The following is a 14204-nucleotide window of genomic DNA, read 5'->3' as shown; positions in this document are numbered from 1 at the left end:
GGGACTGGGAGATGTTGGACAGCACCGAGCAGGCGATCGTCGACACCGTGCGCGACTTCGTGGACCGGGATGTGCGACCTGTCGCGCGGCAGCTGGAGCATGACAACACCTATCCCGAAGCCTTGATCGAGCAGATGAAGCAGCTCGGCGTCTTCGGCTTGGCCATCCCCGAGGAGTTCGGCGGATCCGCCGTGTCCACCCCGTGCTTCGCCCTCGTCACCGAGGAGTTGGCCCGTGGTTGGATGAGCCTCGCCGGCGCCATGGGCGGCCACACCGTCGTGGCCAAACTCCTTCTCCAGCACGGAACCCCCGAGCAACAGCGCCGTTACCTGCCCCTCATGGCCACCGGCGAGCTCCGTGCCGCCATGGCCCTCACCGAGCCCGACGGCGGCTCCGACCTCCAGGCCCTGCGCACCGTCGCCCGGCGCGACGGCGACGAGTACGTCGTCAACGGCAGCAAGACGTGGATCACCAACGCCCGTCGGGCCGGGCTCGTCGCCTTGCTGTGCAAGACCGATCCCGAGGCCGACCCTCCGCACCGTGGCATCAGCGTGCTGCTCATGGAGAAGGTCCCCGGCTTCACCGTCGCCCGTGACCTGCCCAAGCTGGGTTACAAGGGCGTCGAGAGCTGCGAACTGTCCTTTCAGGACTGTCGCGTGCCCACGACCGCCCTGCTCGGCTCCGTCGAGGGCGCCGGCTTCGCCCAGATGATGCGTGGCCTGGAGATCGGCCGCATCCAGGTCGCCGCCCGGGCCACCGGTGTCGCCCGCGCCGCCTTCGACGACGCCTTTTCCTACGCCCAGCAGCGCCATTCCTTCGGCAAGCCCGTCTGGCAGCACCAGGCCGTCGGCCACCTCCTCGCCGACATGGCCACCCGCCTCACCGCCGCCCGCCAGCTCCTGCTCCACGCCGCCCACCGCTACGACTCCGGCTCCCGCGCCGACCTCGAGGCCGGCATGGCCAAGCTCTTCTGCTCCGAGACCGCCATGACCGTCGCCCTCGACGCCATCCGCGTGCACGGCGGCCACGGCTACTCCACCGAGTTCGACGTCGAGCGCTACTTCCGCGACGCCCCTCTCATGATCGTCGGCGAGGGCACCAACGAGATCCAGCGCGACGTCATCATCCGCCAGCTGATCCGTCGCGGCGGCCTCACCCCCGACTCGGGGCGTTAGATGGTCGGCGTCATGCCGCCGTCGAGGATGATGTCGGCGCCCGTGAGGTTGCCGACGAGTGGGCTGGCCAGGAACGCGATGAGGGCGCCGACCTCCGCGGGCTGGGTGAAGCGGCCGGTGGCCGCACCGGCGGCCACGCTGTCGGCGACAGCGCCGGCGTCACCGCCGGCGCCGGCGACAGTCTCGGCGACGCCACCGGTGCCGAGCCAGAGGTCGGTCGCGACAGGGCCCGGGCTGACGGTGTTGACCCGAATGCCCTGCGGACCCAGCTCCTTGGACAGTGACTTGAAGAAGCTGAGACAGGCGGCCTTGGCGGCGCTGTAGTCGACCACCAGCGGGTCGGGGAGGGTGGCGTTGACCGAGCACACGGTGACGATCGAGCCGGCTCGATCGAGGAGGGAGGGCAGGGCGGCCCGCGTGGTGCGTACGGCGGACATGAGGTCAAGGTTGAACGTCTCCAACCAGTCGTCATCGGTCACCGACGCGAAGCCGGCCGGGCGCGGGTGCACGAACCCGACGTTGTTGACCAGAACGTCGATGCCGCCGACCCGCGACACCGCCTCGTCCACGACCTGAGCCGCGCCGTCGGCGGTCGACAGGTCGACCGCCACCGCCTCCACCGGCAGAGACGCCAGCTCGCCCTCAACGTGACGCGCCGCCGCCACAACCCGAACCCCCTCGTCAACGAGGGCGCGCACAGCCGCCAGCCCGATCCCCCGGCTCGCCCCGGTGACCAACGCGGTCTTCCCTCGCAACTGAAGGTCCATCGGTAGCGCTCCCATCGGGTCGAAGCCACGGCCCCGCAAGCTATCCACACCCGCCGGAAGCCAGCAACATCTCCTGGCATGATCGACGGGTGACGGGCGGATCGGGCGAACGGGAGTTCCTGGCGAGAATACGAGTGGGCGACATCCTGGGCGGCACGGTGGCGGGCATCGACCGCCACACGACAGTGAGACTGGACGGCTTTCCCGGTCGGCCGCTGGGGGTGGTGGGATCACTGGACGCCGGGTGGGGACGGCGTGTGGAGCCGGTGGTCGGCGAGAGGATCACGGGCGAGGTGATCGGGGTCGATCACGAACGGAGCGAGGTGCGCCTCTCCTCGGCCGCGACCCGACATCCGGAACTGTGGGCGTTTCTCAAGGCCCGACACCTTGGCGAGGTGCTGACCGGCACGGTGGCGTCGATCGAGAAGTTCGGCGTGTTCGTGAGGCTGGACGACGAGCCGCCGCACCCGGTCTTTCCGGGCGTCGGCTTCGTCACGTATCCGGAGCTGTCCTGGCGTCATTTCGACGCGGTGGAGGACGTCGTGCGAGTAGGCGAGCGGGTGGAGGGCGAGTTTCTCCAATTCGACACGACCAACGGCGAGGCCCGACTGTCGCTGAAGGCCCGGCAACCGGATCCACACGACGGCATCGCGGTCGGCCAGCAATTCCGCGGCAGGGTGCTGAAACTACTGCCGTTCGGCGCAGTCGTGGAGATCACGGACGGGGTGGCCGGTCTGCTCCACGCCGACGACATCGAAGCCTGGCCGGCGGTCGGCGACGAGCTGATGGTGACGGTCACCGAGATGGATTCCGTATGGCGACGCCTCCAGGTCAGACCGACAGCATCTTCTGGATGGCCTGGCGGGTGACGCCGAGTTCGCGGGCGATGTCGGACTGGGTGACTCCCTGGGCAATGAGGGACTGCATGAGGTCGCGGCGTTCGGCGGCGAGCTGCTGGGCCAGGCGGGCATGGTGGATGGCCTGGGCGCGGACTTCCTTGATGCGGTCAAAGGTTTCGCGGTGCGGGTCGGTGGTCATGACACGAGCATGACAACCGGGGGTTGTCGTGTCAACCCCCAGTTGTCACGGCGGCCGCGCGGAGGGCGTCGGCGACGCGGGCGGCGGGCTCGGACAGGGGGCGGGGCAGCTTGGCCAGGAGGATGCGGCGGTGCTCGTGGGAACCGCCGCGAACGGGCAGCACGCGAACGCCCGGGGGAACGGCGTCGGAGAGGGAGTCGCCGACGGTGGTGAGCCCGCAGCCGGCGGCGACCAGGTGCAGCTTGGCCAACCAGTCGCGAACCGAGTGGGCGATGACGGGACGCTCGTCGAGGCCGGGCCAGACGCCCATGGCGGTGCCGGAACCGGCGATCCAAGGCTGGCCGTGGAGGTCGGACAGTTCGATGAAGTCCTTGCGGGCCAAGGGATGTGAGGCGGGGACGCAGCTGGCCACCAACCACCTCGGCCACTTCGCCCTCGCCACCGCACTGCACCCGGCGCTCAAGGCCGCCGGCAACGCGCGAATCGTCGTGGTCAGCTCGACCGCGCACATGTTGTCGCCGTTCATCTTCGACGACCCCGACTTCGCGTTCCGCCGCTACGATCCGTGGCTGGCCTACGGTCAGTCCAAGACCGCGAACGTGCTGTTCGCGGTCGAGGCCTCGCGGCGCTGGGCCGCGGACGGCGTCACCGCCAATGCCGTGATGCCCGGCGCGATCTTCACCAACCTCCAACGGCACACCGGAGGCGGCGGCAGCGGGACGATCCCGCCGGAGCTGGTGAAGACGGTCGAGCAGGGCGCGGCGACGTCCGTGCTGGTGGCCACTTCTCCCCTGTTGGAGGGTGTCGGCGGCCGGTACTTCGCCGACTGCAACGAAGCCGAGACGCTGGATCGTCGCGGCGCGCGGCTGCAAGGTGTGGCCCGTTACGCGGTGGATCCCGAGAATGCGCACCGGTTGCGGGAACTGTCGCGTCAGATGCTCGACGCCTGAAGCACAATCCCATCAGGACGGACGATCGCCGCGCGCGCTCGCCCCTGACGCAGCCAGTCGGCGAGTTCCGGGTGTGTCTCGGGCGTCACGACGGTCATCCGGTCGGGCATCAGGCCGGGGCACAGGGTTCCGGCCAGGCCGCGACGGAATCGGGGCCGCTGCACGAGTTCCGACCGGTGCAGGGCGGGCGTCTCGCTGCTGAGCACCCGATTCCTCAACCCCGGTACCAGATGCAGGCGCGGCATGACGACGCGGCGAAGCAGGTTGCCTAGCTCGCCGCCCTCGGTCATGGTCGCGCCGAGCAGCTTGGCCAGGCGAATCATCGTCAGCGCGTGGGGCATCCGCTCGATCTGGTACGTGTCGAGCACCGAAGCCGGCAACTCTCCCTTGTGGACCGCGGCGAGCTTCCAGGCGAGGTTCGCCGCGTCCCGCAGGCCGGCCCCGAGGCCCTGACCGATGAACGGCGGCGTCAGGTGGGCGGCGTCGCCGAGCAGGAAAACCCTTTCCTGACGCCATTCGTCGGCGATCTGGGCCCGGAAGGTGTACTCGGCGACCCGACGCAACTTCAGGTCCGCGATCCGGGTCCACGGCGCGATGAGCTCCCGGACCGCGCCGAGGTCCTGGTAGTCGGCGGCGGTCTCGCCGTCACGGAGCCGGAACTCCCAGCGGTAGCGGGACTTTCCGACCCGCATGTACGTCGCCGCGCGCCGGGTGTCGCAGACCTGGTGCACGCCTTCCCACTGCCCCAGCTCGGCCTCGGTCTCGATGTCGACCACCAGCCATCGTTGCGCGAAGCCGAGATCCCGCATCCGCGCGCCGATCGCGTTGCGCACGAAGCTGTTCGCGCCATCGCAACCCAGTACGTAGTCGGCCCGTTCGCCGTTCACCCGCACATGATCGCCGTGCTGGGTGATCTCCGTGACCTCGACGTCGTCGAGAACGGTGACCTTCTCACGCAGCAACCGCTCCAGGTCGGGCTGGTCGAACATGTTGGCCTCGGGGAAGCCGTGCCGGCCGGGCGTCGAGCCGCGGCGAAACTCCGCCAGGACGCCCAGGTCCGCGTCGAGCAGCCGCAGTCCCAGGGCCGGCCGGGAGATGGCGCCGAGGTCGACGCCGATGCCGGCCAGGATCGCGTGCACCTCGTCGTCGAGATGCACGGCCCGGGGCTGCGGGTGCGGCTCGGGTCGACGGTCCAGCACCACGCAGTCGACGCCGTGCCGGGCCAGCAGCGCGGCGGCGGTCAGGCCCGTCGGCCCCGCCCCGACCACGATGACCGACGCCATGTCAGAGGCCCGGCCAGCCGCGCTTGAGGTGCTCGAACGCGATGTCCAGCGCCGCCGGGGCGTTCGGCGCGGTGCCGGCCAGGTCCGGGATCTCCAGCACGTAGCGAGCGAGCAGCCGGAGCGACACATCGGCTTCGCGGCCGGTCTCCGCCGCGATCACCTCGGCCAGCGCCGCCTCGTTGTTCGTCCACATGAGACGGGCGTAGGCCCGCAGCGCCGGCGTGGTGGTGACGAGGTCGACGACGGGCTGGGTCTCCGGGTCGGCCTCGAAGGGGCCGCGCGTGGCGAGGAAGTCCCGCAACGCGTCGAGGACGGACTTGTCGCCGCGCTCCCGCACCGCCTCGGTCAGCGACCGTTCGCGCTCCGCGCCGTCGCCGAGGATCAGCGCCTCCTTGCCCGCCGGGAAGTGCACGAACAGGGTCGAGACCGCCGTGTCGGCCGCCTCCGCGATCTCCGCCACGGTGACCCTGTCGAAGCCGCGCTCCAGGAACAGGCGCCTGGCCGCGTCGGCCAGCGCCCGCCGCGTGGCCTCCTTCTTGCGTTCACGCCGCCCCTGCGTCATGGGGCCACCGTACCCGTGACCGAAGCCATTGCAAACTCGGAGCCATTCCGATTACGGTGTCGATATGACTTCTTGGGACGTGCACCACCCGCCACGGGCCGACGGCCGCACCGTGCTGGTCACCGGCGGCAACGCCGGCATCGGCTACTTCGTCGCCGAGCAGCTGGCCGGCGCCGGCGCGACCGTCCTGCTCGGCTGCCGCGACGCCGCCCGCGCCGAAGCCGCCATGACCGCCATCCGCTCCGTCCACCCCTCGGCGTCGCTGCGCTTTCTGCCGCTGGACCTGGCCGACCGTCCTTCGCTGCCGAGCTCCGTCGATCGATTGACGGCTCCCCTCGACGCCGTCGTGCTCAACGCCGGCGTGATGATCGAGGGCCCCGATCCCGACGAGCGCACGTTCGCGATCAACCACCTCGGCCACTTCGCCCTGACCGCCCTGCTCGCCCCGTACCTGTCCCCCACGTCCCGGGTCGTCACCACCGGCAGCTTCGTCGCCAAGTCCGCGTCGTTCCCCGCCCACGAACACGAGGGCAAGCGCGCCTACGCCCGTTCCAAGCTCGCCCAGATGCTCTTCGGCTTCGAGCTGGCCCGGCGGGGCGGTGTGGTCAGCGTCGTCAACCATCCCGGCGGCGCCCTCGACACCCTCACGCCTTCCCGCCCACCCGTGCACACCCGTCCCGGCGGGCCGCACCCTCAGCGACTTCTCTTGCAGGGCAAGGACGCCGGGGCTTGGCCTGCCGTGCGGTGCGTGCTGGATCCTGAAGTTCACAGCGGTCAACTCTGGGGCCCGCGGATGTTCGGGCTAAGGGGCGTTCCCCGGCTTGAGCCCGTTCGCGGCATCCTGGCCGATGAGGAGCTGGCCAAGTCGGTGTGGGAGCGCAGCATCGAGCTCACCGGCCTTGATCCGTGGGCGGCGATGCGCAGCGCAAGGCGTCCAAGCCCCCACGGACTGAAGTAGCGTCAGGGGCGTCGCTGGAAGGGGAGGGCCAGGTGCGCAGGACGCGAGAAGGAGATCGGGACACACCGCCGCCACGGGCGCCGTGGAACGAGGTCGCGGAGCGGCTGTGGATGGGCGGCCACGAGTGGATCGACGACCACGGGGAACTGCAAGCAGCGGTGGTGACCGACGAGTTCGATGTGGTGTTCAGCCTGTTCACTCGGCCGAACCACGGGCCGGGGACGGGGCAAAGGCATGTGGTGCACGAGATTCCGGACGCGCCGCTGCTGCCGGCGCAGATCGACCGGGTGGCGGAGCTGGCGGTGATGGCGGCCGAGGAGCTGACGGCGGGACGGAAGGTGCTGGTCCGCTGCCGGGTGGGCCACAACCGGTCGGGGCTGCTGACGGCGCAGACGCTGATCGAGCTGGGCCATGACGCGCGCACGGCGATCGGGATGGTGCGCCGGGCCCGCTCCGACCAGGCGCTGAACAACGCGACCTTCGTCGACTACCTGACCACCGGCCTGAGCGTCGCCTCGCTGCTCAGCGGGCTGGAGGCGCCGATCTAGAGCCAGCGGTCGAACCAGGCCCGCATCCGGTTGAGCAGATCGAGCCGGTGGCCGCGTTCCCGCAGGGAGTGGCCCTCACGGGGATAGACGACGAATTCGTGCGTGGCCCCGTAGTGCCGCAAGGCCCGGTGGAAGTACTCGGACTGGGCCAGCGGCACGTTGGTGTCGGCGGCGCCGTGCACGATGAGCACGGGAGTCCGCACGGCCGAGGCGTACGAGATGGGGCTCAGCTCGTCGTGCCGGTGCGGACCGACGCCCTCCCACCCGGTGCTGCCGCCCAGCGCCGCCTCGATGCGCCCGTACTCGCCGCTGCCGACGAGCATGCCCCAGTCGGTGACGCCGGCGCCCATGACGGCAGCGGAAAACCGGTCGGTGTGCCCGATGGCCCACGCGGCCATGAAGCCGCCGTGGCTCCAGCCGGCGATGCCGAGCCGCTGAGGATCGGCGACGCCGTCGGCGATGAGCAGGTCGATGCCGGTCAGGATGTCGGTCCACTCCTCCTGCCCCACGGCACCGGCCACGGCCGCGGCGAACTCGTGCCCACGGCCCTGGCCGCCGCGAGGATTGGGCAGGAACACGGCGTAGCCGGCCAGGGCGAACCACTGCGCCGACGGGGCCCAGTGCAGCGAGAACTTGTCGCTGTGCCGATCGTACGGACCGCCTTGCACGATCGTGACCAGCGGAAACGGGCCGGTCCCGGTCGGCGGCACGACCACCAGACCCTCCAGCGCCAGACCGTCCGAAGCCCGATACGGCAGCCGCGACTGGACGCCCCAGGCGATGTCACGGGCCCACGGCCGGGTGTCGGTGATCCGCACGCCGTCGAGGTGCACGTTCGGCGGCTCGTATGCGGTGCTGATGATCGCCGCGAGGGAATCGCCGCCGACGCTGACCTGCTTGACCAGGCCGGTATGCCGGGACACCGGCCCGGCCGAGAGCCGGTGCACCGCGGTCTCCAGCCCCTCGGCGACGACCATCAACGGGTCGCCGTCCTCGGTCTGCACCAGCTCGAACGGGCAAGCCGGCAGCCCGAAAGTGACGTTGCCGTCCACCACATCGTGCACGGCCGTCCCGGACTGGAGGCCGGGCGGCGTCGAGGCCAGATAGGCGATCCGCCACGACCCCTTGAGGCGCCACACCGGCGAGTGCGCCCCGGCCACCGCCGGCCCGAGGTCCCGCACCGAGCCGTCCAGCGACACTACGTGCAGCTCCGGCTCCAGCAGCCCGGGATCGAACTCGTGGCTGGACCAGGTGAGCACCGCCAATGGGCCGCCGCCGGGCTGCCGGGTGACCTCGACGACGTGCCGATCCCCGTACAGCACACGGATTCCGTCGGAGTCGATCAGACGCAGCCGTGACGGCCGGGGAACGCCCCGAACCTCGATGCCCTCGGAAACCGAGTCAGGGGCGATGAACAGCACGCCCTCGGCCAACGGCAGGTGGTCGTCGATGCCGGCCGCCCAGGTGACCACCACCGTGGCGGATCCGGTCAGCTCCACCCGGTGCAGCGACGTGCCGTCGACGACCACGTAGACCGAATCCCCGGCCCAGCGCGGGTTCGCGCCCATGGTCAGGAACCGGGGCGGGCTGTCCACGCCGGCCAGCCACACCTCGCCGGCCGGTCGCAGCTCGTAGGCCACCCACCGCCCGTCCGGCGACACACGGGGAACGGCCGCGTCCAGCGCGTCGACGATCATCTCGGCGGTCAGCACGATCGCTGACACTAACTAGGCATCCCGGCGTCGGTCACAGACCTCGGGCAGGGGCCGGTAGCCGGCTGACGCGTAGGTGGCGACGGCGGCGACGTTGGCGCTGGGGGTGCAGACCAGCGCGCTCGACGAGCCCAGCTCGCGGAGCGCGGCCGCCGCAGCGATGCTCATCGCCCGGCCGTGGCCGTGACCGCGGTGATCCCGATGTGTGCCCAGCGGTTCGAGCAGGCCGGGCTTGCCCGGACCGGCCGACCACACCGTCACTGCCGCCACCGCGTTGTCCTGTCCGTCGTAGGAGACCAGGCACCGGGCGTCGGCGTACGGCAAGCCGGCAGCCATCACCGGCCAGCTGTCGGCCGTCAACGTCGCCCGGCCGAACGACGCCGCATGGACGGCGGCCCGCACCCGCGCCTGCTCCGGCCCGACCACCTCGATCCGCACGCCAGGATCCGGCACCGGCTCAGTGAGGTCGCGCAGCAGTGGCGTCCACGGTTCGTCGGTGCCCCAACCCTTGTCTGCCAGCAGTTGGCGGAACAGCGCGTCCGCCGGCGACTCGATGTTCACCGGGCCCTCAGGGAGCACACCGCGCTGCGGGTCGCTCACGTCCACCACCAGCTGACGCGCCAGCTCCTCGTCCTGGCGGGCCTCCGGCGCGATCGTCAGCCGCAATATCGTGGCCGTGTCGAGCAGCCCGACGGCGAGGATCTGGTCGTTTCGGCTCCAGGTCACGACCGACGTGGACATCGCCTGTGGACCGAACCGCCAGTGCCAGCCGAGATCCCCCGGATGCAGCTGCATCGGCGCGCCCTCGCGCTGCCACTCCCGCAGCGCGCCCACGGCCTCGCCCAGCTCGTCGACCCCGGGCCGGCCCAGCGTGATCCCCATGGCCCAATCACACACGATCGCGCGACCAACGGCATCTGGTTTTCGCTAATTAGCGGGAAATCCGGTGAAACAAGCCGACTTTCGGCCCCTTGCGGGTGGAATGGCCGGTTCCTAGCGTCAGGCCGGTGTTGAGACGAATCCTCATTGCCGGCATGGTGTCGGCGTTGGCCCTCCTGCCGCTGCCGATCACGGCACAGGCGGACACGGCCGCTGCGACGGTGGTGCCGATCCGGGTGACGGGCGACCCGGCGAAGCGCTTCAACCTGGTGATCCTCGGCGACGGCTACACGGCGGCGGACATGCCGAAGTTCCGCGCGGACGTGGACAAGCACATGAACGTGCTGTTCACGATCGAGCCGTACAAGTCGTACCGCAACTACATGAACGTGTACTCGGTGGAGATCCCGTCGCCGGAGTCGGGCGTGAGCTGCGACCCGGACCTGACCTCGCCCAAGCGGAACACGCCGCTGCACATGGCGTTCTGGGAGGGCTGCGACCCGCAGGGCGTGCAGCGCGCGCTGGTGCTGGACGACAGCGCCGCCACCACCTACGCCAACCTGGTGCCGGGCACGACCGCGTCCAACCGGCAGATCCTGGCCATCGCCAACAGCACGACGTACGGCGGCGTCGGCGGCACGTACGCGACGGCATCGGGCGGCAACGCGATGTCGTCGCTGATCACGCCGCACGAGCTGGGCCATTCGCTGGGCGGACTCCAGGACGAGTACGACTACTACGCCCGGGGCGTGCGCGGCGACGCGTACACCGACGGCGAGCCGGACTCGGTGCACCACACGCTGCTGACCGAGCAGCAGATGACCCAGCAGCAGAAGAAGTGGTGGCGCTGGCTGGGCGAGCCGAGCGAGTCCGGCGGCACGATCGGCCGCTACGAGTCCGGCATGTACAGCGGCACCGGCGTGTGGCGCCCGAGCGCGCACTCGATCATGAAGACGCTGGGCTACTACTACGACCAGGTCGGCCGCGAGGACATGGTCAAGTCGATCTCGGCCAAGACCAGCATCGTCCAGGACTCGACGCCGACCACGAAGACGATCGGCGCGGACCGGGTGGTGTGGGTGGTGCCCATGCACCCGAACAGCCACCAGCTGACCATCACCTGGACCGTGGACGGCAAGGCGCTCGCCGCGAACGGCCAGCAGCTGGACCTGCGCCAGCTGAACCTCAAGGCGGGCAGGCACAAGGTGACGGCGACCGTCGCCGACCCGACCGATTTCGTGCGGGACCCGGCGATCCGCCAGGCGCTGACCGCCACCCGCAGCTGGAACGTCGACACCACGGTGAAAACGCCGCCGACGACGACGGCGCTGGACTTCGCGGACACCACCGAGACGGACCGCCCGCTCGGCGGGGACGAGGTCGTCTTCGCCGACACCACCCACCCGACCAACCAGGTCGTGCCGGTGCAGTGGGCGCTGGATGGCAAGGCGTTGCCGACCGCGGCCAACGACGTGGACCTCAAGGGCCTCAAGCTGACCGGCTCGCACACGGTCACCGCGAAGGTCGGCGGCAAGACCCGCAGCTGGACCGTCGATGCCACCGATCCGTCCACCGACTACAAGCTGTCGGACTCGCTGGTGACCGTGCACAGGGCCGACGGCACCAATGAGTACGTCTACAATGGACCGTTCACCATGAAGCTGACCGCGGCCGACGACCGCACCGGCTCCCTGGTCAGCGAGTTCCGCACCGACGGGGACGGCTGGTTCAACTACTTCGGTTGGCCGACCGATTCCAGCCAGCCGTGGCACTTCACGCCGAGCGGCACCGAGATCGACCATCTCGTCTACGGGAAGCTGGGCAAGCCGCGACTGTCCCCTTGGGACGATGCCACACCGAGCTACGGCCAGCACACCATCGAGTACCGCACCACGGACGCGGCCGGCAACACCGCGGCGGCCAAGAGCTTCCAGGTGAACCTGTTGCCGGCGCCGCCGGCCTGCACGACGACGATCACCGGCCGCCACGACGGTGCACTGGTGGTCCGAGACGGCGTCACGTGCCTCGACCACGCCCAGCTGAACGGCGCGATCGTGGTGCAGCCGGGTGCTTCGCTCGTAGCCACGAGTTCGACGATCACCGGCGGCGTCACCGCGACCGCGGCCAACGCGGTCGAACTGCTGGACACCACCGTGCGCGGAGCGGCGAGCATCGCCGGCACCGCGCAGGACCTGACGATCGTCGGCGGCAGCGTCACCGGCGCGCTCAGCGTCTCGGGCAGCCACACCGGATCGCGGCAGCCAGTGGTGGCCGGTATCACGGTCGCCGGCGCGCTCAGCTGCGTCGGCAACACGCCGGCCCCAAGCAACATCGCCGCGCCGAACACCGTGCGCGGCGGCTCGTTCGGGCAGTGCTGACGTGAGGGGGCGCCGCCGGTCGGCAGCGCCCCCTCTCATCACACCTGGCCGGGCGCCCAGTCCGGATGGCCGGGCATCGGCGGCGTGTGGTCGCCGTACAGCCAGTCCTTGAAGTACGCGGTGTAGTCCTTGCCGGAGACCCGGTTCGCCACGTCGACGTAGTCCTGTGTGGACGCCGCGCGGTTGCGGAACTGCCGGAAGAAGGTCTGCTCGATGCGCTGGAACGTGTCGGAGCCGGCCATGGTGCGCAGGCCGTACAGCATCAGCGCGGCGCTGTTGGTGGTGCCCAGCACGCTGATCGTGTCCTTCGGCCGCCCGGGCGGGCCGTCCGAGGCGCGGAAGCTGTTGTCCTGCTCGTACCACTGCTTGAGGCCGGTCTCCGTGGGCCGGAAACCCTTGTCGCCCTGGTAGAGGAAGCTGTAGAGGCTGGCGTGGCCCTCGCTGAGCCACATGTCGTCGCTCCACCGGTTCACCGACACGGCGTCGCCGAACCACTGGTGCACCAGCTCGTGCACCATCGTCGCGGTGAGCGCGATGTCCCCCTGCAGGCCGGACTTGGCGTCGAACGTGGACAGCGTGGCGTTCTCCATGGCCGCGAAGTAACCGCCGTCGACGCCGAGCACGCCGTAGGTCTCGAAGGGGTACGGTCCGAGCTGCTTCTCCACCCACGCGACCTGGCTCGGGATGTCGTCCACGAAGGTCTTGCTGGCATCGGCCTGGGCTGTGGCCACGTAGCTGCGCAGCGGCAGGCCGTTCGGCCCCTTGGCGTCGATCTCGGTGAAGTGGCCGACCGCGAACACCGCCGTGTCGGTGGGAATGGGGTCCTTGGTGCCGAACGTGTAGGTGGTGCGGCCGCCCTCGGCCTTCTTGTCCCGCAGGGTGCCGTTGGACACGGCCTGCACGTCGCTGGGAACCGTGATGTGCGAGGTGATCGTCGCCTTGTCGCTGGGATGGTCGTTGCCGGGGAAGAACTCGTGCGCCCGGTCCGGCTGCGCGAAGGTGACGAACCCGTCCGGCTTCTCGAACCAGTGCACGTTCCGCGGATCGGCCGGGGCCGGCGACACCGGGTCGTAGGTGCGGTCGGAGACGTAGGAGATCTCCACCGTGAACCGCTTTCCCTTGGCCAGCGGTCGATCCGGTGTGACGTACAGCTTCTCGGTGCTGTCCTGTGTCCGGAACTGGGCGGGCCGGCCGTCCACCCGGACCGAATTGATCTTGCGGACGGTGGAGTCCAGGCTGAAGGACGACAGGTCCTGCGTCGCCGTCGCGTCGATCCGCACCCCCGAGTCCATCAGCGGCGTGCCCGGCCGGTAGTCGAAGGCGACGTCGTAGTGCCCGACGTCGTAACCGCCGTTGCCCAGGTTGGTGAACACCCGGTCGCCCAGATGGTCGGCCCCCGGCGTGGGATTGGCGAACGCCGGGACGCCGACCCCGATGCTGAGTGCCGCGGACATCGCCGCGGCCGTGATGCTTCGTCGCATGCCCGCGACGCTAGCCACGCCGACGCGCCCAGGGCGTCGCCGTGGGGAACGGTCAAGAAGCTGTCACCGGGCGGGCATAATCGGCACATGGACGAGGCATTGCACGAGCGGATGCGGGAAGCGATCAAGGACGTGCCGCCGGGAAAGGTGTCGACCTACGGCGACATCGCGGCCATGGTCGGCGCGCCCAGCCCGCGCATGGTGGGGGCGTTGCTGTCCGAGGACGGCCACGACCTGCCCTGGCACCGGATCCTGCGGGCCAACGGCACGCCCTCGCCGCACATCGCGCACGAGCAGCTGGCGCGGCTGCGGGCCGAGGGTGTGTTGGCCGACGGCCAGCGGGTCAATCTCCGGCAGTACCGGTGGCAGCCGGAGGACTAGTGTCCTGAGTTGTTAGTTCGTTGTCAGTGGGTACACGAGATCTATGCCTTACCCGGTAGCGGTCCCGATCGTGCTCACTGACGACGAACGCG

General features: G+C 70.2%; 15 protein-coding genes. 7 read left to right on the top strand and 8 right to left on the bottom strand.

From position 1 onward, the window contains the following. The first annotated feature begins 11 nt into the window (after window positions 1–11). Window positions 12–1175: an acyl-CoA dehydrogenase family protein gene (locus tag AB0M73_RS07425; protein ID WP_363888084.1), complete on the top strand. Its 1164-nt coding sequence runs from the start codon at window positions 12–14 to the stop codon at window positions 1173–1175. Here AB0M73_RS07425 and AB0M73_RS07420 read toward each other — a convergent pair. Next, complete coding sequence (locus AB0M73_RS07420) at window positions 1172–1942, bottom strand: SDR family oxidoreductase (protein WP_363888081.1); 771 nt, start codon at window positions 1940–1942, stop codon at window positions 1172–1174. The two genes, AB0M73_RS07425 and AB0M73_RS07420, sit on opposite strands and share 4 nt — an antisense overlap. 89 nt (window positions 1943–2031) lie before the next feature. On the opposite strand from AB0M73_RS07420, the gene AB0M73_RS07415 reads away from it, so the two are divergent. Further along, window positions 2032–2811, top strand: coding sequence for a S1 RNA-binding domain-containing protein (locus tag AB0M73_RS07415; RefSeq protein WP_363888079.1), 780 nt, complete (start codon window positions 2032–2034; stop codon window positions 2809–2811). Here the strand turns inward: AB0M73_RS07415 and AB0M73_RS07410 are convergent. Both AB0M73_RS07410 and AB0M73_RS07405 read right to left on the bottom strand, forming a co-directional pair. Next, window positions 2774–2980: an HTH domain-containing protein gene (locus AB0M73_RS07410; protein WP_043725848.1), complete on the bottom strand. Its 207-nt coding sequence runs from the start codon at window positions 2978–2980 to the stop codon at window positions 2774–2776. The two genes, AB0M73_RS07415 and AB0M73_RS07410, sit on opposite strands and share 38 nt — an antisense overlap. A 31-nt stretch (window positions 2981–3011) precedes the next feature. Then, window positions 3012–3362 (bottom strand): LysR substrate-binding domain-containing protein, encoded by a 351-nt coding sequence (locus AB0M73_RS07405; protein ID WP_363888076.1) that lies wholly within the window; start codon window positions 3360–3362, stop codon window positions 3012–3014. On the opposite strand from AB0M73_RS07405, the gene AB0M73_RS07400 reads away from it, so the two are divergent. Next, a complete protein-coding gene (locus AB0M73_RS07400) occupies window positions 3343–3930 on the top strand; it encodes an SDR family NAD(P)-dependent oxidoreductase (protein WP_363888073.1) in 588 nt (195 codons plus the stop codon). The two genes, AB0M73_RS07405 and AB0M73_RS07400, sit on opposite strands and share 20 nt — an antisense overlap. Here AB0M73_RS07400 and AB0M73_RS07395 read toward each other — a convergent pair. Both AB0M73_RS07395 and AB0M73_RS07390 read right to left on the bottom strand, forming a co-directional pair. Continuing rightward, a complete protein-coding gene (locus AB0M73_RS07395) occupies window positions 3912–5213 on the bottom strand; it encodes a bifunctional 3-(3-hydroxy-phenyl)propionate/3-hydroxycinnamic acid hydroxylase (RefSeq protein WP_363888070.1) in 1302 nt (433 codons plus the stop codon). The two genes, AB0M73_RS07400 and AB0M73_RS07395, sit on opposite strands and share 19 nt — an antisense overlap. A 1-nt stretch (window position 5214) precedes the next feature. Next, entirely contained in the window at window positions 5215–5775 is a 561-nt protein-coding gene (locus tag AB0M73_RS07390) for a TetR family transcriptional regulator (RefSeq protein WP_363888068.1), read from the bottom strand. A gap of 64 nt (window positions 5776–5839) precedes the next feature. On the opposite strand from AB0M73_RS07390, the gene AB0M73_RS07385 reads away from it, so the two are divergent. Together AB0M73_RS07385 and AB0M73_RS07380 are read left to right on the top strand one after the other, a co-directional pair. Next, a complete protein-coding gene (locus AB0M73_RS07385) occupies window positions 5840–6733 on the top strand; it encodes an SDR family NAD(P)-dependent oxidoreductase (RefSeq protein WP_363888065.1) in 894 nt (297 codons plus the stop codon). Between the two features lie 32 nt (window positions 6734–6765). Next, window positions 6766–7281, top strand: coding sequence for a protein phosphatase (locus AB0M73_RS07380; protein WP_363888063.1), 516 nt, complete (start codon window positions 6766–6768; stop codon window positions 7279–7281). On the opposite strand, the gene AB0M73_RS07375 is transcribed toward AB0M73_RS07380, so the two are convergent. Both AB0M73_RS07375 and AB0M73_RS07370 read right to left on the bottom strand, forming a co-directional pair. Beyond that, window positions 7278–8993: a prolyl oligopeptidase family serine peptidase gene (locus AB0M73_RS07375; protein WP_363888060.1), complete on the bottom strand. Its 1716-nt coding sequence runs from the start codon at window positions 8991–8993 to the stop codon at window positions 7278–7280. The genes AB0M73_RS07380 and AB0M73_RS07375 overlap by 4 nt on opposite strands. A 15-nt stretch (window positions 8994–9008) precedes the next feature. Further along, complete coding sequence (locus AB0M73_RS07370; protein ID WP_363888058.1) at window positions 9009–9875, bottom strand: GNAT family N-acetyltransferase; 867 nt, start codon at window positions 9873–9875, stop codon at window positions 9009–9011. A 125-nt stretch (window positions 9876–10000) separates the two neighbouring features. Between AB0M73_RS07370 and AB0M73_RS07365 the strand changes: the two genes are divergently transcribed. After that, on the top strand, window positions 10001–12250 hold the full coding sequence (locus AB0M73_RS07365) for a M64 family metallopeptidase (RefSeq protein ID WP_363888056.1): 2250 nt from the start codon (window positions 10001–10003) through the stop codon (window positions 12248–12250). Between the two features lie 38 nt (window positions 12251–12288). Here AB0M73_RS07365 and AB0M73_RS07360 read toward each other — a convergent pair whose 3' ends face one another. After that, the gene (locus tag AB0M73_RS07360; RefSeq protein ID WP_363888053.1) at window positions 12289–13731 is read right to left on the bottom strand and encodes a M1 family metallopeptidase; all 1443 of its coding nucleotides are present in this window, start codon (window positions 13729–13731) and stop codon (window positions 12289–12291) included. Window positions 13732–13818: 87 nt separating this feature from the next. Here AB0M73_RS07360 and AB0M73_RS07355 point away from each other — a divergent pair, with 87 nt between their 5' ends. Beyond that, window positions 13819–14112, top strand: a complete 294-nt coding sequence (locus AB0M73_RS07355; RefSeq protein ID WP_363888052.1) for an MGMT family protein — start codon at window positions 13819–13821, stop codon at window positions 14110–14112. Window positions 14113–14204: the final 92 nt, after the last annotated feature.

The sequence above is a fragment of the Kutzneria sp. NPDC051319 genome, assembly GCF_040682195.1.
Classification (GTDB): domain Bacteria; phylum Actinomycetota; class Actinomycetes; order Mycobacteriales; family Pseudonocardiaceae; genus Kutzneria.
Note: the sequence above shows the minus strand (reverse complement) of the source record. Positions and strands in the feature narration are given on the sequence as shown.